The organism is Streptomyces sp. NPDC002265 (genome assembly GCF_040296125.1).
Classification (GTDB): domain Bacteria; phylum Actinomycetota; class Actinomycetes; order Streptomycetales; family Streptomycetaceae; genus Streptomyces.
Genome location: NZ_JBEOWS010000197.1, coordinates 1 through 18,377 on the forward strand (window position 1 = coordinate 1; position 18,377 = coordinate 18,377).

15 protein-coding genes are annotated in these 18,377 nt (G+C 71.4%); 8 read left to right on the forward strand and 7 right to left on the reverse strand.

Annotation, left to right across the window (positions count from 1 at the left end; genetic code table 11):
• Positions 1 to 22: 22 nt before the first annotated feature.
• On the reverse strand, positions 23 to 1,447 hold the full coding sequence (locus ABT085_RS28880; RefSeq protein WP_351614127.1) for a cation:dicarboxylate symporter family transporter: 1,425 nt from the start codon (positions 1,445 to 1,447) through the stop codon (positions 23 to 25).
• A 168-nt stretch (positions 1,448 to 1,615) separates the two neighbouring features.
• Between ABT085_RS28880 and ABT085_RS28885 the strand changes: the two genes are divergently transcribed.
• A complete protein-coding gene (locus ABT085_RS28885; protein ID WP_351614082.1) occupies positions 1,616 to 3,262 on the forward strand; it encodes a sensor histidine kinase in 1,647 nt (548 codons plus the stop codon).
• Between the two features lie 65 nt (positions 3,263 to 3,327).
• Complete coding sequence (locus tag ABT085_RS28890) at positions 3,328 to 3,957, forward strand: response regulator (protein WP_502982827.1); 630 nt, start codon at positions 3,328 to 3,330, stop codon at positions 3,955 to 3,957.
• A gap of 393 nt (positions 3,958 to 4,350) precedes the next feature.
• On the opposite strand, the gene ABT085_RS28895 is transcribed toward ABT085_RS28890, so the two are convergent.
• Positions 4,351 to 4,968, reverse strand: coding sequence for a hypothetical protein (locus ABT085_RS28895; protein WP_351614088.1), 618 nt, complete (start codon positions 4,966 to 4,968; stop codon positions 4,351 to 4,353).
• Positions 4,969 to 5,031: 63 nt separating this feature from the next.
• Here ABT085_RS28895 and ABT085_RS28900 point away from each other — a divergent pair, with 63 nt between their 5' ends.
• Positions 5,032 to 5,889 (forward strand): 5'-methylthioadenosine/S-adenosylhomocysteine nucleosidase, encoded by an 858-nt coding sequence (locus ABT085_RS28900; protein WP_351614091.1) that lies wholly within the window; start codon positions 5,032 to 5,034, stop codon positions 5,887 to 5,889.
• Between the two features lie 267 nt (positions 5,890 to 6,156).
• On the forward strand, positions 6,157 to 6,912 hold the full coding sequence (locus tag ABT085_RS28905; RefSeq protein WP_351614094.1) for an XRE family transcriptional regulator: 756 nt from the start codon (positions 6,157 to 6,159) through the stop codon (positions 6,910 to 6,912).
• On the opposite strand, the gene ABT085_RS28910 is transcribed toward ABT085_RS28905, so the two are convergent.
• Positions 6,909 to 7,934: an ATP-dependent 6-phosphofructokinase gene (locus ABT085_RS28910; protein WP_351614097.1), complete on the reverse strand. Its 1,026-nt coding sequence runs from the start codon at positions 7,932 to 7,934 to the stop codon at positions 6,909 to 6,911. The genes ABT085_RS28905 and ABT085_RS28910 overlap by 4 nt on opposite strands.
• 283 nt (positions 7,935 to 8,217) lie before the next feature.
• On the opposite strand from ABT085_RS28910, the gene pta reads away from it, so the two are divergent.
• The 3 genes from pta to pyk all read left to right on the forward strand — a co-directional run bounded on the left by pta (position 8,218) and on the right by pyk (position 13,082).
• Positions 8,218 to 10,350 carry a phosphate acetyltransferase gene (pta, locus tag ABT085_RS28915; RefSeq protein ID WP_351614104.1) on the forward strand — a complete coding sequence of 711 codons (2,133 nt, stop codon included), beginning with the start codon at positions 8,218 to 8,220 and terminating at the stop codon, positions 10,348 to 10,350.
• Entirely contained in the window at positions 10,347 to 11,573 is a 1,227-nt protein-coding gene (locus ABT085_RS28920; RefSeq protein WP_351614107.1) for an acetate kinase, read from the forward strand. The genes pta and ABT085_RS28920 overlap by 4 nt, the downstream gene beginning before the upstream one ends.
• An 84-nt stretch (positions 11,574 to 11,657) precedes the next feature.
• A complete protein-coding gene (gene pyk, locus ABT085_RS28925) occupies positions 11,658 to 13,082 on the forward strand; it encodes a pyruvate kinase (protein ID WP_351614109.1) in 1,425 nt (474 codons plus the stop codon).
• Between the two features lie 85 nt (positions 13,083 to 13,167).
• Here the strand turns inward: pyk and ABT085_RS28930 are convergent, their stop codons facing one another.
• The 4 genes from ABT085_RS28930 to ABT085_RS28945 all read right to left on the reverse strand — a co-directional run bounded on the left by ABT085_RS28930 (position 13,168) and on the right by ABT085_RS28945 (position 17,536).
• Positions 13,168 to 14,514 carry a hypothetical protein gene (locus ABT085_RS28930; RefSeq protein WP_351614112.1) on the reverse strand — a complete coding sequence of 449 codons (1,347 nt, stop codon included), beginning with the start codon at positions 14,512 to 14,514 and terminating at the stop codon, positions 13,168 to 13,170.
• Entirely contained in the window at positions 14,504 to 15,115 is a 612-nt protein-coding gene (locus ABT085_RS28935; protein WP_351614115.1) for a DUF6114 domain-containing protein, read from the reverse strand. Before ABT085_RS28935 ends, ABT085_RS28930 begins: the two co-directional genes overlap by 11 nt.
• A 116-nt stretch (positions 15,116 to 15,231) precedes the next feature.
• Positions 15,232 to 15,894, reverse strand: coding sequence for a DUF6230 family protein (locus tag ABT085_RS28940; RefSeq protein WP_351614118.1), 663 nt, complete (start codon positions 15,892 to 15,894; stop codon positions 15,232 to 15,234).
• A gap of 670 nt (positions 15,895 to 16,564) precedes the next feature.
• Positions 16,565 to 17,536, reverse strand: a complete 972-nt coding sequence (locus tag ABT085_RS28945; RefSeq protein ID WP_351614121.1) for a tetratricopeptide repeat protein — start codon at positions 17,534 to 17,536, stop codon at positions 16,565 to 16,567.
• A 232-nt stretch (positions 17,537 to 17,768) separates the two neighbouring features.
• Between ABT085_RS28945 and ABT085_RS28950 the strand changes: the two genes are divergently transcribed.
• Positions 17,769 to 18,377, forward strand: a 609-nt coding sequence (locus ABT085_RS28950; protein WP_351614124.1) for a TetR/AcrR family transcriptional regulator, incomplete at its 3' end; no start/stop codon positions are given.

An 18,377-nucleotide genomic window follows, 5' to 3' on the forward strand; every position in this document is an offset into this window, starting at 1 on the left:
GCCGGGACGCCGTCCGGGGGGATCAGGCCGTGGCCGGCTCCCGCTCGCCGTCCCCGCGCTGCTCGGGCATGTCCGCCCCGGCCGGGGCGGCGCCGTGCTCGTCCAGCAGCGTGCGCTCGTCGAACGGCAGATCACCGGCGAGCACCCGCTGGACGCGGTCCCGGTCGATCTCCTTCGTCCAGGTGCCGACCAGCACGGTGGCGACGGCGTTGCCCGCGAAGTTCGTCAGCGCCCGGGCCTCGCTCATGAAACGGTCGATGCCGACGATCAGGCCGACCCCGTCCACCAGCGCGGGCTTGTGCGACTGGAGGCCGCCGGCCAGCGTGGCCAGCCCGGCGCCGCTGACGCCCGCCGCACCCTTGGAGGCGAGCAGCAGGAACAGCAGCAGCGGGATCTGCTCGCCGACCGACATCGGCGTACCCAGGGCGTCGGCGATGTACAGCGACGCCATGGTCATGTAGATCATCGTGCCGTCGAGGTTGAACGAGTAGCCGGTCGGGACCGTGATGCCGACCACCGGCTTGCTGACGCCCAGGTGCTCCATCTTCGCGATCAGCCGCGGCAGCGCGGACTCGGAGGAGGAGGTGGACAGGATCAGCAGGAACTCCCGCGCCAGGTACTTGAACAGGCTGAAGACGTTCAGACCGGCGACGGCCCGCAGCAGCGCGCCGAGCACCACGAAGACGAACAGGAAGCAGGTGACGTAGAAGCCGAGCATCAGCACGGCGAGGCTCTTGAGCGCGTCCAGGCCGGCCGAGCCGACCACCGCGGCGATGGCGCCGAAGGCACCGATCGGCGCCGCCCACATCACCATGGCGAGGATCCGGAAGACGAGCCGCTGGATGTGCTCGACACCGCGCAGCACCGGCCGCCCGGCGGCGCCCATCGTCTGGAGCGCGAAACCGGCGAGCAGGGCGACCAGGAGCGTCTGGAGCACCTGGCCCTCGGTGAAGGCGGACACGAAGGTGACCGGGATGATCGACAGGACGAACTCGACCGGCGGCAGCGCCTCGTCGGACACCTGACCGTGCCCGCTCGCCTTGATCGCGTCCGTCAGGTGCAGCCCGTCCCCCGGGTGCAGGACGTTGCCGACGAGCAGGCCGATGGCGAGCGCGACCAGCGACATCACCAGGAAGTAGCCGAGCGCGATACCGCCGACGGCACCGACCTTCGCGGCCTTGCGCACCGAGCCGATGCCCAGCACGATCGTGCAGAAGATGATCGGCGAGATCATCATCTTGATCAGGTTCACGAAGCCCGTGCCCAGCGGTTTGAGCTCGACCGCGAAGTCGGGGGCGGCCAGGCCCACGACGATGCCGAGGGCGACCGCGGCGATCACCGCGAGGTAGAGATAGTGGGTGCGGTCCCGCCTCGCGGCGGGTGCGGCAGGTGCCGTATCGGGGGTGCTGGCGGCCACGGCTGCCCTCCTTGACGTCTTCGTCGGCATCACCGGCGTGCGGCTCACGTCCGGTCGATCCCCGCGGCGGCGCGCTCCCGGGGGATCGGGGGCGCTTTCGGGAGATCGGGGGAATGCCGTGACTATCCACCTCCGTGTGAGGGCGGTCACCCTTCCGTTCATTGAGTTCACGCTCGTCGTGGCAGGCACACTGGCGGGATGCGCATATCCCTCCCGCGGCCCCGCAGCCTGGCCGGCCAGCTCCTGGCGATGCAGGCCGTGCTGATCGCGGTCGTCGTCGCCGGGTACGCGCTGTTCACCTGGATCAGCGACCGCGGCCAGGCCGAGGCGGCGGCGGGACGCCAGGCCACGGCGGTGGCCCGGTCGGTCGCCGACGCGCCCTCGGTGCGCGCGGCCGTCCTCGGCCCCGACCCCAGGGCGCAGCTCCAGCCGTACGCGCTGCGGGTCATGCGCGACACCGGGGTGGACTTCGTGACGATCATGGACCCGCGGGGCATCCGCTGGACCCACCCCGACGAGGAACAGATAGGCCGGCGCTTCCGCGGCAACACCGCCCCCGCGCTGAAGGGCGAGTCCTTCACCGAGACCTACACCGGCACCCTCGGCCCCTCGGTCCGCGCGGTCACCCCCATCGAGGACGACGACAAGCGGATCCTCGGACTGGTCAGCGCCGGGATCAAGGTCGAGGCGATCAGCGCCCGGGTCCAGGACCAGGTCACCGCGCTGCTCGGGGTCGCCGCGGGCGCGCTCACGCTCGGCGCGATCGGTACGTACGTCATCAACGGCCGGCTGCGCCGCCACACCCACGGCATGAACGCGGCCGAGCTCAGCCGGATGCACGACTACCACCAGGCCGCCCTGCACGCCGTGCGCGAGGGCCTGCTGATGCTGGACGGGGCGTACCGGGTGGCGCTGATCAACGACGGCGGGCAGGAACTGCTCGGCGTGCCGGGCGAGGCGGTGGGCCGGTCGGTGGCCGACCTGGGCCTGCCCGCGCCGCTGACCGGGGCGCTGCTGGCGTCGGAGCCGAGGGTGGACGAGGTGCATCTGACCGCGCGCCGGGTGCTGGTGGTCAACACCTCGCCGGTGTCCGGCGGCGAGCGTCGCGGGACGGTGGTCACCCTGCGCGATGTCACCGAACTCCAGTCCCTGATGGGCGAGCTGGACTCCGAGCGCGGCTTCAGCCAGGCGCTGCGCTCGCAGGCGCACGAGGCGGCCAACCGGCTGCACACGGTCGTGTCCCTCATCGAACTGGGCCGGGCGCAGGAGGCCGTGGAGTTCGCGACGGCCGAGCTGGAACTGGCCCAGGCACTCACCGACCAGGTCGTGGCGGCGGTGAGCGAACCGGTGCTGGCGGCACTGCTGCTGGGCAAGACCGCGCAGGCGAACGAACGGGGCGTGGAACTGGTGGTGTCGCGGGACGGCGGCCTCGACGACGGACTGCTGCCGAGGACCCTGCCCGCGCGGGACCTGGTGACCATCCTCGGCAACCTCGTCGACAACGCCGTGGACGCGGCGCAGGGCGGCACTCCCGCGCGGGTGACGGTCACGGTGCGCCGCGACGCGCGGGAACTGGTGCTGTGCGTCTCGGACACGGGAACCGGGGTGGATCCGGCCCACGCGGGACTGGTCTTCCGGCGCGGGTTCTCCACGAAGCCGTCCGGCCCGCAGGGCCGCGGCCTGGGCCTGGCCCTCGTCCAGCAGGCGGTGGCCCGGCACGAGGGGTCGCTGTCGGTGGCGGAGGCAGACGGGGGCGGCGCGCGGTTCGTGGTGCGGCTGCCGCTGCGCACCGGCGCCGGAGTGGCAGCCCTCGCCGGCGACCCGGACCGCAGGGGTGACGCGTGAGCGCGGGACAGCCCATCCGGGTCCTCGTGGTGGAGGACGACCCCGTCGCGGCGGACGCGCATGTGATGTACGTGAACCGGGTGCCGGGGTTCGTCGCCGTCGGCCAGGCGCGCACGGGCGCCGAGGCCCGGCGGCTGCTGGAGCGCACGGCCGTGGACCTGCTGCTCCTGGACCTGCACCTGCCGGACGTGCACGGGCTGCGGCTGGCCCGGTCGCTGCGCGCGGCCGGCCATCACGCGGACGTCGTCGCGGTGACGTCCGCCCGTGATCTGGCGGTCGTGCGCGAGGGGGTGTCGCTCGGGGTCGTGCAGTACGTCCTGAAGCCGTTCACCTTCGCGACCCTGCGGGACCGGCTGGTGCGGTACGCGGAGTTCCGGGGCGCGGCGGGCGAGGCGAGCGGACAGGACGAGGTCGACCGGGCCCTCGCCGCACTGCGGGCCCCGGCCCCGGCGGCCCTGCCCAAGGGCCTGAGCGGGCCGACCCTGGAGCGGGTGACGACGGCACTGCGCGAGGCCGAGGCGGGGTGCACGGCGGCGGGGGTCGCGGAGGCGGTGGGCATCTCACGGATCACGGCCCGGCGCTATCTGGAACACCTGGTGGAGTCCGCCCGAGCCGAACGCAGACCGCTCTACGGACAGGTGGGCCGCCCCGAACTGGTCTACCGCTGGCTCCCGGAAACGGACCCGGGACGGTAGGGCCGGTCCGGGCCGGACCCGGAACGGCAGGGCCGGTCGGAGGAAGCCTCGGCACGGCACGGCCTGTCCGGGGCCAGTCCGGGAGGGCAGGGCCTGCCCGGGGCGAGCCCGGAGCAGCAGGGCCGGTCGGAGGCAGCCCCGGCACGGCACGGCCCGTCCGGGGCCAGTCCGAGAGGGCAGGACCTCCCCGGAGCGGACCCGAAACGACAGGACCTCCCGCGCGAGCCCGGAACGGCAGGGCCGGTCGGAGGCAGCCCCGGCACGGCCCGTCCGGGGCCAGTCCGGGAGGGCAGGACCTCCCCGGAGCGGACCCGAAACGACAGGACCTCCCCCGCGCGAGCCCGGAACGGCAGGGCGGTCAGGAGCGGCTCGTCCCGGGGCGGGCTTCGGTCCTTATACGGGGTTCGCTCCCGTCCCGGCGCTCGCGGCCGAACCGGCTCCCGCGGCGGCTCCGGCCCCCGATCCCGACCCCGACCCGAACGGCAGCGCGTACATCACCACGTACACCGCAAGACCGGCGACCGCGAGGGCCTCGGCCACCGAGACGGCCAGCAGGCCGACGGGCAGGTGGCCGCCGGTCCAGTACACGACCAGCGCGCCCAGCGGTACGACGCAGAAGGCGACCAGGTCGACCACGCACTGCACGATCTTGCGCGACACGCGCCGGGCGTCCCCGCGGTGGAAGGTCTCCCAGCCGAAGGCCTGTGCCCCCGCCTCCCCGGTGAGGGCGGCCAGCCGGGGCGCCAGCTCCCCGCGCACATACGCCCCGATCGCCGAGATCTTCTCGTCGTTGACGAGATAGGTCCACCCCAGCACCACGCACACCGGCGGCAGCCCGAGCAGCATCGACGCCTGCTTGGCCTGAGCCGCCGCGGCGATCACGGCGGCGACCACCGCGAGCGTCACGTACAGCAGGTTGTCCCGGAACCCGATCCGCGCCTTCTGCTCGTCCTTGATGCACTCGTACTCGGCGAGCAGCAACTGCCCTGCCGTGACGTCCGTCCCCGCCATCCCGCCCCTTCCCCCGATCCCGACACCCCGTCCCCGCGGGCGACTTGCCAGTACCTTAGAGGGATGCCGGAGACACGTCCCACCGTTGTGATGCTCACCGCGCTCGCGCTCGAATACTCCGCCGTACGCGGGTACGTCTCCGACCGGCAGGAGCGGGTCCACCCCGACAGCGGAACCCGCGTCGAACTCGGCCGGCTCGACGGCACGCCCTGGCGGGTGGCGCTCGCCGAACTGGGCGAAGGGCCGGTGAACGCCGCCGCGCTCACCACCCAGATCGTCACCTGGCTGCGCCCCGAGGCGGTGCTCTTCGTCGGGATCGCGGGCAGCCTCAAGCACGACATCGGCATCGGCGACGTCGTGGTCGGCACGAAGGTCTACGGCATCCACGGCGGCAAGCAGACCCCGCACGGCTTCGAGGTCCGCCCCGAGGCCTGGCCCGGCTCGAACGCGCTGGTGCAGGCGGCCCGTTCGGCGGTCCGGGACATGTCGGACGTGACCGCGCACTTCAAGCCGATCGCGGCCGGGGACGTGGTGCTCGCGGACGCCCGGTCCGAGATCGCCCGGCATCTGCGCGAGCACTACGGCGACGCGGCGGCGATCGAGACGGAAGGGTCGGGGGCCGCGCACGCGGCCCATCTGAGCGGGCGGTCGGACGCCGTCGTGATCCGCGGGATCAGCGACCGCGCCGACGCCGGCAAGCGCCGGGCGGACGCCTCCGGTGCGCAGGAGCGGGCCGCGGCGCAGGCCGCCTCGGTGGCGGTGGCGGTGCTGCGCAAGCACCGGCCCCGGGCAGTGCCACCCGGCTCCGCGGGATCGCATCTCGACGGCGGTGCGGGCGGCCGCGGCGGGGACCACATCGACTTCCGCGGCGGGACCTTCTACGGCCCCGTCATCGGCAAGACGAGCGACGGGCGCCGCTAGCCCCCCCCCCCCCCGACGAAGTCGCCTGGCAGGGACGGAAGTTGCTGCCCGGCAGGGACGGAGACAGGGACGGAAGCAGCTCGGCGAAAGGTGAAGTCACCGCACCTGTCGCCGAGTTGGCGGAACTGTCGTCAAGTCACCCACAGGGTGGGGAAGTTGCTCAGCCGGTGGCGCGGGTGCGACCCGCGCGCCGTACCTTCCTACAATCCGTGGTCCCGTCCCGACAACCCGTAGCCACCGCACCCGCCTCCCCCCTACGTTGTGGCCGTGCGCCGATCAACAGCCAGTCAGAGCCGACAGTCCGGTCGTCCGCCCTTCGACGCCTCCGCCGCCCGTCGGCTGCGCACCGCACTCGGCATGGGCCCCGAGCACGTCGCCTACGGACTGCGCGCCTCGTACGGCCTGACGTACGTCACGCCCGATCTCGTGCTCGGCTGGGAACGCGGGCTGTCGACCCCCACGGGGCCCGAAGTCACGGCGCTGGCAGGCGTGTTGTGGTGCTCCTCCGGCGAACTCGCCGGCCGGCCCAGGAGCCTGCGCGAACACCGCCTCGCGCGCGGTCTGTCCGCGGAGGACGTCGCGCGGGCCGTCGGGCTCGAGTTCATCGCGTACTCGGGGATGGAGGAGAGCGACACCTGGCGCGGCACCGAACGGCAGGCCGCGCTGCTCGCCGGCCTGCTGGAGCTCACCCTGCCGGAGTTCGTCGCCGTCACCGGGCGCGAGCCGCGCCTGGCCCAGCTGCTGCGCGGCGCGGTCACGAGCCGCCGGGCACCCCGGGTGCGGGCGTTGGCGCGTCTGGTGCCGGTGGACCGCCGTCCGCTGGAGGCCGCGCTGACGGCGCTGCGGGAGGGCTACCGCGAGGCGGCGGCCGTCGCATCGGACCCGTACGGCGGCTCGGCCGACGACCGGGGCGACGGCGGCCGGGAGTTCCTCGACCGGATCGTCGAGCACTTCTGGTGGGTCCTCGCCACCCTCCCGGACGAGTCCTGGGCGCGTCCGGGAGGCGCCGGGGAGAGGTCCTAGAAGACCGACTCCGTCTCGTCCATGCGGTCCGTGGGCACGGTCTTGAGCTCGGTGACCGCGTCCGCCAGCGGAACCATCCGGATGTCGGTCCCGCGCAGTGCCGTCATCTGCCCGAAGTCGCCCCGGTGCGCGGCCTCGACCGCGTGCCAGCCGAACCGCGTCGCGAGCACCCGGTCGTAGGCGGTCGGCGTGCCGCCGCGCTGGACGTGGCCGAGGATGACCGGCCGGGCCTCCTTGCCCAGGCGCCGCTCCAGCTCGTACGCCAGCGCGGTGCCGATGCCCTGGAAGCGCTCGTGGCCGAACTGGTCGATCGCGCCCTTGCCGTAGTCCATGGTGCCCTCGGCCGGGTGGGCGCCCTCGGCCACGCACACCACGGCGAACTTCTTGCCGCGGGCGAACCGCTCCTCGACCATCTTCACCAGGTCGCCCGGGTCGAAGGGCCGCTCGGGCAGGCAGATGCCGTGCGCGCCGGCCGCCATGCCGGACTCCAGCGCGATCCAGCCCGCGTGCCGGCCCATGACCTCGACGACCATCACGCGCTGGTGCGACTCGGCCGTGGTCTTCAGCCGGTCCATCGCCTCCGTGGCGACGCCGACGGCCGTGTCGAACCCGAACGTGCGGTCGGTCGAGGAGATGTCGTTGTCGATGGTCTTGGGCACCCCGACGACCGGCAGACCGGCGTCGGAGAGCATCCGCGCCGCCGTGAGCGTGCCCTCGCCGCCGATCGGGATGAGCGCGTCGATACCGAAGTCGCGGGCGATGTCGGTGGCCTTCTCGCAGGCCTCGCGCAGCCGGTCGCGCTCCAGCCGGGAAGAGCCGAGAATGGTTCCGCCACGGGCCAGGATGCCGCCGACGGCGTCGAGGTCGAGGTCGACGTGGTGGCCGTCCAGGAGACCGCGGAACCCGTCCACGAAGCCGATGACGTCGTCGCCGTAGTGCGTGACCGCTCGGTGCACGACCGACCGGATCACTGCGTTCAGGCCCGGGCAGTCGCCGCCTGCGGTGAGAACTCCGATACGCATCGTGCTGTGTCTCCTGCTCGCTTCTGTACACCGGTGAGCCGATCCGATTGTTTCATGGCCCCAGGACGATGTCGCTTTTCATAGGATCCGCTCTTATTCATCCCGCCTGTACAGGTCGATACGACCGGACGGACCGGGACGAATCCTGACGGGCGCCTTATAGAGCGCCCGGGGTATTGTCAAGAGGGTTCTGCTCGCCTCAGCGGGCCATCTTCCGCGCCACGAAGAGCACCCGGGCAGCTGACGCCATGCCACAGCCGACGCCATGAAACGGAGAGCACGCGTGACGCGCAGCGTGTACGTGACCGGGATCGACCGCGGGGACGGCCGCCAGGTCGTGGAGTTGGGAGTCATGGAGCTCCTGACCCGGCAGGTCGACCGAGTGGGCGTGTTCCGTCCGCTCGTCCACGAAGGACCGGACCGTCTGTTCGAACTGCTGCGGTCCCGGTACCGGCTCACCCAGGACCCGGCGTCCGTCTACGGCATGGACTATCACGAGGCGACCGCCCTCCAGGCCGAGCAGGGCACGGACGAACTGCTCTCCGCCCTCGTCGACCGGTTCCACCAGGTCGCCCGCGACTACGACGTCGTCCTCGTCCTCGGCACCGACTTCGCCGACACCCAGCTCCCGGACGAGCTCGCCCTCAACGCCCGGCTCGCCAACGAGTTCGGGGCCTCGGTCATCCCCGTCGTGGGCGGCCGCAACCAGTCGCCCGAGTCCGTGCGCGCCGAGACCCGCAACGCCTACCGGGCGTACGACGGGCTCGGCTGCGACGTCCTGGCGATGGTCACCAACCGGGTGGCCCGGGAGGACCGGGACGAGATCGCCGAGCGGCTCGCCTCCCGGCTGCCGGTCCCCTGCTACGTCCTGCCCGACGAGCCCGCCCTGTCCGCCCCCACCGTCGCCCAGATCGCGCACACCCTCGGCGCCAAGGTGATCCTCGGCGACGAGTCGGGACTGGCCCGGGACGCCCTGGACTTCGTCTTCGGCGGTGCCATGCTGCCCAACCTCCTCACCGCCCTGACCCCGGGCTGCCTGCTGGTCACCCCCGGGGACCGCGCCGACCTCGTCGTCGGCACGCTGGCCGCGCACAGCGCCGGCACCCCGCCGATAGCGGGCATCCTGCTCACCCTCGACGAGGTGCCCAGCGACGAGGTCCTCACCCTCGCCGCCCGCCTCGCCCCCGGCACCCCGGTGCTCTCGGTGCCCGGGAACAGCTTCCCCACCGCCGCCGCGCTCTTCTCCCTGGAGGGGAAGCTGAACGCGGCCACCCCGCGCAAGGCCGAGACCGCGCTCGGCGTGTTCGAGCGCCATGTCGACACCGCCGGGCTGCTGAGCCGGGTCTCCACGCCGAGCAGTGACCGGGTCACCCCGATGATGTTCGAGCACAAGCTGCTGGAGCAGGCCCGGTCCGACCGGCGCCGGGTGGTGCTGCCCGAGGGCACCGAGCCGCGGGTGCTGCACGCCGCCGAGGTGCTGCTGCGCCGGGGCGTGTGCGACCTCACCCTGCTCGGCCCCGTCGACCAGATCCGCAAGCAGGCCGCCGACCTCGGCATCGACCTGGGCGGGTGCTCGCTGATCGACCCGGCCACCAGCGAACTGCGCGAATCCTTCGCCGAGCGCTACGCCCGGCTGCGCGCCCACAAGGGCGTGACCGTGGAGCTGGCGTACGACGTGGTCGCCGACGTCAACTACTTCGGGACGCTGATGGTGCAGGAGGGGCTCGCGGACGGCATGGTCTCCGGGTCCGTGCACTCCACGGCCGCCACCATCCGGCCCGCCTTCGAGATCATCAAGACCAGGCCTGACGCCGACATCGTCTCGTCCGTGTTCTTCATGTGCCTCGCCGACAAGGTCCTCGTCTACGGCGACTGCGCCGTGAACCCCGACCCGAACGCCGAGCAGCTGGCCGACATCGCCATCCAGGCCGCCGCCACCGCCGAGCGGTTCGGCGTCGAGCCGCGGATCGCGATGCTGTCGTACTCGACCGGCACGTCCGGCTCGGGCGCCGACGTCGACAAGGTGCGCGAGGCCACCACCCTGGTCCGCGCCCGGCGCCCCGACCTCAGGATCGAGGGGCCCATCCAGTACGACGCGGCCGTGGAGCCGACCGTCGCCGCGACCAAGCTGCCCGGGTCGGAGGTGGCCGGCCAGGCCAGCGTGCTGATCTTCCCGGACCTCAACACCGGCAACAACACCTACAAGGCCGTGCAGCGCTCGGCCGGCGCGATCGCCGTCGGCCCCGTGCTCCAGGGGCTGCGCAAGCCCGTCAACGACCTGTCCCGGGGCGCGCTGGTCCAGGACATCGTCAACACCGTGGCCATCACGGCGATCCAGGCCCAGATCCCCCAGCCGCTCCCCGGCCCGTCCGTGGACCTGCCCGGCGTCCCGAGCGAGAAGGCGGCCGCCCAGTGACACCGACCCGAGTCCTCGTCCTCAACTCCGGCTCCTCGTCCGTGAAGTACCAGCTGCTGGACATGCGCGACGGCAGCCGGCTCGCGGTGGGCCTCGTCGAGCGGATCGGCGAGGGTTCCTCGCGGCTGCAGCACACGCCGCTGGCGACCGGCGAGCCGCGCGAGTGGACCGGTTCGGTCGCCGACCACGCGGCCGCCCTCAAGGCCGTGGCGGAGGAACTGGCCAAGGACGGGCTCGGCCTCGACTCGCCCGAACTGGCCGCGATCGGGCACCGCGTGGTGCACGGCGGGCAGCGGTTCACCCGGCCGACGGTGGTGGACGACGAGGTGCTCGCCGAGATCGAGCGGCTGATCCCGCTGGCGCCGCTGCACAACCCGGCCAACCTGATCGGCCTGCGCACGGCGCGGGCCCTGCGCCCCGACCTTCCGCAGGTCGCCGTCTTCGACACCGCCTTCCACACCACGATGCCCGAGTCGGCCGCCCGCTACGCGATCGACGTCAAGACCGCCGACGAGCACCGGATCCGGCGGTACGGGTTCCACGGGACCTCGCACGCCTATGTGTCCCGGGCGACGGCGGAGCTCCTCGGCCGGGATCCCGGGGACGTGAACGTGATCGTGCTGCACCTGGGCAACGGGGCGTCCGCGTCCGCGGTGCGCGGCGGCAAGTGCGTGGACACCTCCATGGGGCTGACGCCGTTGGAGGGACTCGTGATGGGAACACGCTCCGGAGACGTGGATCCTGCGGTCATCTTCCATTTGATGCGTGTTGGCGAAATGTCCACGGACGAGATCGACACTCTCCTCAACAAGAGGAGCGGACTGGTCGGGCTGTGCGGTGACAACGACATGCGCGAGATCGACCGGAGGATCGGCGAGGGCGACGAACAGGCCCGGCTCGCCTTCGACATTTACATTCACCGGCTGAAGAAGTACATCGGCGCCTATTACGCCGTGCTCGGCACGGTGGACGCGATCACCTTCACCGCCGGGGTCGGCGAGAACGCGGCGTCCGTGCGCGAGGCCGCGATCGCGGGCCTGGAGTCACTGGGCGTGGCCGTCGACCCCGTACTGAACGCCGTACGTGCCGCCGCACCCCGGCTGATCTCGCCCGCCGGCGCGCGGGTGGCGGTCGCCGTGGTGCCGACCGACGAGGAACTGGAGATCGCCACACAGACCTACGCGCTGGTCGGAAAGAACGGCCAGGCAATTACCGGCGAGTAATACACGCCTGAGCGCCGACCCGCCCATTTGTATCTTCCGCCAGACGGAATATTCCGGAGCGAAACAAACCGATAGGATCGCCCCATGCGCCGTTCGAAAATCGTCTGTACTCTCGGCCCCGCGGTCGACTCCCACGAGATGCTCGTCTCCATGATCGAGGCCGGCATGAACGTGGCCCGGTTCAATTTCAGCCACGGCAGCCATGCCGAGCACCAGGGGCGGTACGACCGCGTCCGGGCCGCCTCCAAGGAGACCGGCCGGGCCATCGGCGTCCTCGCCGACCTCCAGGGCCCGAAGATCCGTCTGGAGACCTTCGCCGAGGGCCCGGTGGAGCTGGAGCGCGGTGACGAGTTCGTCATCACGACCGAGGACGTCCCGGGTGACAAGCACATCTGCGGTACGACCTACAAGGGCCTGCCGGGCGACGTCTCGCACGGCGACCAGATCCTGATCAACGACGGCAACGTCGAGCTGAAGGTGCTGGACGTCGAGGGTCAGCGGGTGCGGACGATCGTCATCGAGGGCGGTGTCGTCTCCGACCACAAGGGCATCAACCTGCCCGGCGCGGCCGTGAACGTGCCCGCGCTGAGCGAGAAGGACATCGAGGACCTGCGCTTCGCCCTCCGCATGGGCTGCGACATGGTCGCGCTGTCCTTCGTCCGCGACGCCAAGGACGTCGAGGACGTCCACCGCGTGATGGACGAGGAGGGCCGCCGGGTCCCGGTCATCGCCAAGGTGGAGAAGCCGCAGGCGGTGGAGAACATGGACGACGTCGTCGCGGCGTTCGACGCCGTCATGGTGGCCCGTGGCGACCTGGCCGTCGAGTACCCGCTCGAGAAGGTCCCCATGGTGCAGAAGCGCCTGATCGAGCTGTGCCGGCGCAACGCCAAGCCGGTGATCGTCGCCACCCAGATGATGGAGTCGATGATCACCAACTCCCGCCCGACCCGCGCCGAGGCCTCCGATGTCGCCAACGCGATCCTGGACGGCGCGGACGCGGTCATGCTGTCCGCGGAGTCGTCGGTGGGCGCGTACCCGGTCGAGACCGTCAAGACGATGTCGAAGATCGTCCAGGCGGCCGAGGAGGAGCTGCTGTCCAAGGGCCTGCAGCCCCTGGTCCCCGGCAAGAAGCCGCGCACGCAGGGCGGTTCGGTCGCCCGCGCCGCCTGCGAGATCGCCGACTTCCTCGGCGGCCGGGGCCTGGTGGCCTTCACCAAGTCCGGTGACACGGCCCGCCGGCTGTCCCGCTACCGCGCGGCGCAGCCGATCCTCGCCTTCACCACCGACGAGGGCACCCGCAACCAGCTCGCCCTGAGCTGGGGCGTCGAGTCGCACATCGTGCCGTTCGTGGGGAGCACCGACGAGATGGTCGACCTGGTCGACCAGGAGCTCGTCAAGCTCAACCGCTTCAGCAAGGGCGACATCGTCGTGATCACGGCCGGCTCGCCGCCCGGCGTCGCCGGCACCACGAACATGGTCCGCGTCCACCACCTGGGCGAGGGCGACTGACGGTCCGCGTCACAGGAGAGCGCCCCCTGCCGGTGAGGCAGGGGGCGCTCTCCTGTGCGGCTCCCGGAAGGGTCTTCGACGACGCTCAGTCGATGTAGTTGTGCAGTCCGGGGACGGTCAGCGTGCCGCCGAACTGGCCGGCCTGGACGACCTTCGCGTTGCTGAAGTAGATCAGCGGGATGTCCAGCGGCGGCGGGCTGTCGGGGCTGAAGGTCACCGGGATCAGTCCGAACAGGTTGCCGGAGATGCTCTCGGTGTACATCACCGTGTCGCCGTCCTTGATGGTGGACGTAGAGCCCTTGGCCGCCTGCACGTGGTAGGTCTTGCCGGACGCCTTGTCCTTCACCGTCTGGTGCAGGTCGACGATGTCGGTGCCGCCCGAGATGACGTACTTCAGCACCTTCTTCTTCTTGCCGTCGGCCATCTTGACCTCGACGATGCCCTTGTACGAGGCACCCTTCAGGGTCAGTCCGCTGGCGCTCAGGTACCAGGGATCGACGGGCAGCGCGATGGTGTTGTCGACACCGCTCTCGTCCTCGGTGGCGGCCGGGCAGTCGGCGACGTCCGTGCTGCTGCTCGGGGAGGGGCTCGCGGAGGGCGTGGCGCCGTCCTCGCCCTGGCCGTCGTCGGCCTTCTTGGTGTCGCCGGCCGCCTCGGACGCGGTGTCGGCGGCCTTCGTCACGGTGTCGTCCACCGTGTCGACGGCCTTCTTCGTCGTCGCCTTGACGGTGTCCGACGCGCTCTTGTCCGACTTGTCCGACGCGGACGTGTCCGCGGCACCGGCCGCCGTGGCCGAGGCCGAGGCGGTCGGGGTGGGCGTGGCGCTCCCGGTGTCGCTCTTGCCGCCGGTGAGCACGTCCTTGAGCGTGTCCCCGATGGTCTCCAGCAGGTTGCCGCCGGCCGCGGACGCCGAGGGAGCCGGCGTGGCGGTGTCGCCGCCGGACGCGGAGGTGTCGCTCGCGGCGGACGTCTGGGACGGCGCGGGCTCGGCCTTGTCGTCGGAACCTGAATCCGACGAAGAGGACTTGCCCGAGGTGTCCGAGGTATCCGACTTGCCCGAACTGTCGGACGAGTCGGACGACTTCACCGCCGAGTCCTTGGCAGCGTCCTTCGCGGAGTCCGCCGACTCGGTGGCGCTCGCCGAGGCGGAAGGCGTCGCCGAGGTGGTGGACTCCGCCATGGCCGCGACGCAGTCCTTGTACTCCTCGGCCGTCAGGCTCTTGGAGGCGGGCTGGTCGTCGGCGCGGGCGAGCGTCGGCGTGAACCCCATGCCCATGAGGACCGCCGTCGGCATCGCCGCGATGGCTATCGCCTTGCCGGCGGGTACCTGGAACCTGGTGAACAGCGGCTTCTTGGGCGCCGCGTGGCGCGGCCCGGTTCTCACAAGCGACGCTTCCGCGTCCGTCTCGTGAGTCACCTCGTCAGCCGACACTGTGCCTCCCGTTCGCCCCGTTGGCCGAAATCGTTCCTGACAGTTCGTTGGTCTCGCCCGTCACGTCGGTGTCCTTGGTGAACACCGGGCCTTCGCCGTGCGGGGCTTCGTGGGCCGCGGCCTCGGGAGCGTCGTCGCCGTCGGCGGCGCTCTCCGGGGAGTCGCCCGCACCGACGCCCGGCTCCTCGGCCGGCTCCGCCTCGGGGGGCGTGCCGGGCGCCCACGCCACGGCCATCGCGCCGCCGATCAGGGCGAAGAGGAAACCGAGGATGAACCCGCCGAAGTTGGACACCGGGATGGACACCAGGCCCAGCAGGATCGCCGCGACACCCGCGAACGTCTGTACATGCCTCTGGAACCAGAGGCTGAAGCCCAGGACGACCAGCAGCACACCGATGATCAGCGACCCGGCGCCCGCGGTGGTGGACATCGCCAGCGTGAGATGGCCGAGGTGGAGGTGCGCGTACGGGAAGTACATGATCGGAAGGCCGCCGAGCATGACGAACAGACCGGCCCAGAACGGGCGAGTTCCGCGCCAGGCACGGAACTGCAGCCTCCGGCGGGTGAACTGACCGGGTGCGGCAGGGGTCTCGGCGCTCATGGAAAACAGCTCCCTGGTGCGGCGTTGCTTGGTGGTGACGTGTTCCCCGGGCGAAGAGACCCGGGGAGTGTGGACGGGCGGGGGCGCCGTCGGCCCCCCCGCCCATCAGCGAGCGCTTAGTAGCACTCGGCCTTGGTGCCCGTGGAGAGCGCCATGTGCAGACCGGGGAGCGTGAACGTTCCCGCGGTGGTCGCCCACGCCGTCTGCTTCACGTCGGTCAGCTCGGCCGAGTCGGCCTGCTGCGCGAAGCCGTACGGGTTGGCCTGCTTCTGCTTGATCTCGTCGCCCTTGACAGCCGGGCCCTTGGTGATCGAGCCGGCGGCCACGCCGATGTCGATGCCGTGGAAGACCGCGTTCGCACCCAGGTCCTCGACGTCGATGTACAGCTTCTCGGCGGAGACCTGCTCCGCCTTCTTGTCGCTGTCACCCGCCTCGAGCCGCAGGGTCACGGCGTCGAAGGGCGCCGGAAGACCGGTGTGGGTGACGACCGACTGGCACATCTTCTGGATCGTGGCGGTCTCGAAGGCCGACACGGCGACGGGGTGGAGCGTCTTCTCACCAGTGATGGTGTAACCGGAGTCGATCGCCCCGTACTGGGAGAAGTGCTGGCCGTTGAGCGACTGGGCGCTCACCTTGAAGGACTGGCCGGACACACTGAACGACGCGGCGAGGGCACCCTGCGCGAGGGCGACGCCTATGCACGCCGTGGCGGCGACGCTGGGCACCATGACCACAGCGAACCGCTTCCATCTGGTCCCGCCACGCACCTGGGACTCCATATTTCCTCCTTCTCGGACGTACATCGCCTGCCCTCCGAATCGCCCCTGTTCGGCGGCTCGGCCGGGCAGCGATGGGAGAAGTGCTACGTCCTCGGGAAGGAGAGCGCCCGTATCCGGTGGCGCGAACCGCGCCCGAATCACCGGCGATCACCCCCGAGCGACAACCACTGGTCGCGCCTGACACACATCACGCACAACCCTGCCGGACAGGCTTCGCCCAGGGCGAAGACCCCCCTGTCCGAGAACCGGCGTCACTGTCGCCGGTTCTGCCCGGTGGGGACCCACCGTGTCCCGTGGGCCCGACCGGCTGTCGGGGGTACGGGAATGGACCGAGCGTCGCCGATCGTGGTGCATTCTGGCCGCCCGCACAAGGGGGTTCGTTACTGGCTAGTAACGGGGCGATAACCGTGGGACGACCCACAGGTCTCGTTCCGCGACGCTGGGTGGCACTTATGGGCAGTTCAGAGCCATCGATTTCAGGACAGAACCTGACAGAAGAACGCCTGTGACTTACTGGAAGTAACAGCGGCCGCGATTACCAAGATTTGGTAAAGCGCGGCCGCTGTGGCGCCTCGATGGCGAATTTTTCACTTGGGCAACACTTGCCCCGACGTTTAACGACAGGTCAGAACCGGGCCCGCACCCCGCCCGGAGACGACCCGCGCCCCCGTCAGAACAACGCCCGGGACAGCGCCCGGCGCGCCGAAGCGACCCGCGGGTCCTCGGCCCCGACGACCTCGAAGAGCTCCAGCAGCCGCAGCCGTACGGCCTCCCGGTCCTCCCCCGCCGTCCGCTGCACGGTCTCGATCAGCCGCCCGAACGCGTCCTCGACATGCCCGCCGACCAGATCCAGGTCGGCCGCGGCGATCTGCGCCGCCACGTCCTTCGGCCGCTCGGCCGCGTTCCTGCGCACCTCCTGCGGGTCGAGGTCCGCCACCCGCTGGAGCAACTCGGCCTGGGCGAGCCCGAGCTTGGCCTCCGGGTTGCCCGGGTCGTCGCTCAGCACGTTCTTGTACGCCTGGACGGCACCGCCCAGGTCACCCGAGTCCAGCGCCCGCACGGCGGCCTCCAGGAGCGCGTCGTACGGCCCCTCCTGCACCGCCGGGGCGGGCCCCCCGCCCGGCTCGGCGTCCGGGTCGACGGTCAGACCGGTCAGGCCGAAGCGCTGCTCGGCGACCTGCACCAGCTGGTCGAGCGTCTGACGGATCTGCTCCTCGCCGGCCGCGCCCTGGAAGAGGGGCAGCGCCTGTCCCGCCACCACGGCGAAGACGGCCGGGATCCCCTGGATCCCGAACTGCTGCATGAGCATCTGGTTGGCGTCGACGTCGATCTTGGCGAGCAGGAAACGCCCGTCGTACTCGACCGCGAGGCGTTCCAGGACCGGGCTCAACTGCTTGCAGGGCTGGCACCACTCGGCCCAGAAGTCGATGACGACCGGGACCTCGGCGGAGCGCTGGAGGACGTCGGTTTCGAAGGAGGCCTCGTCGACGTCGATGACGAGGTCGGCCGGGGAGACGGCTCCCGGCCCGCCCTGGCGGGCCGCTTCCGCGCGCGTCTGCTCGGCCTTGGCCTTGGCCTCCTGGGCCGCCTTCACCGCGGCGAGGTCGACGACGCCGCTCATGGACATGTTCCGTGGCTGCATGCGTCTATCCTCCCCCGTTCCCGCGCATGAGTGAAAAACGATGTGCCAGCCCGGTCCGGCTGTGTGCTGCTCGGCGCCGGGTCCCCACCCTGCGCCTGTGGTCGTCGCCCGTGTACGTCCGTCACAGGCTTTCGCTACGAGTCGTAGCGTAATAGCAGCCGGGGGGTACGCGACACCGATTTCCGGTGATCTCCCTCACGGCCGCACCGAACCCGCCGGTTATGGTCATGGGATGCACCGCTTCCCCCCGTCCTGCGGCCGCCCCGGCCGTCCCGGCCGCCCGCGCAACGCCGCCGCGGACGCCGCGATCCTGGCCGCGACCCGGCAGGCCCTGGTCGAACTGGGCTGGTCGAAGCTCGCGTTGGGGGACGTGGCGACCCGCGCCGGGGTGGCGAAGACGACGCTCTACCGCCGCTGGGCCGGCAAGAACGAACTCGTGGTCGACGCCGTCGCCGAGCTCTTCGACGAACTCCGGCTGCCCGACCGCGGCTCCCTGGCCGCCGACATCGAGGGCGTGGTCCTGCAGTTCGCCGCGATCCTGGCCCGGCCCGAGGCCAAGAGCGGGCTGATGGCGGTGATCGCGGAGTCCACCCGCGACGACGCGCTGCGCGAACGCATCCGGACGTCGATCGTCGAGCGCCAGAAGCGGCTCGTCCTCGAAGGCCGCGCCCGCGCCCAGACCCGCGGCGAACTGCCCCCCGAGACGGACCCCGAGGAGGCCGCCCGCACGGTCGACCTGATCTTCGACGTGGTCGCGGGCGCGGTGGTGCACCGCACCCTGGTGAGCGCCGAACCGGCGGACGAGGAATGGGTGCGGAGCTTCACCAGGGTGCTGCTGCTG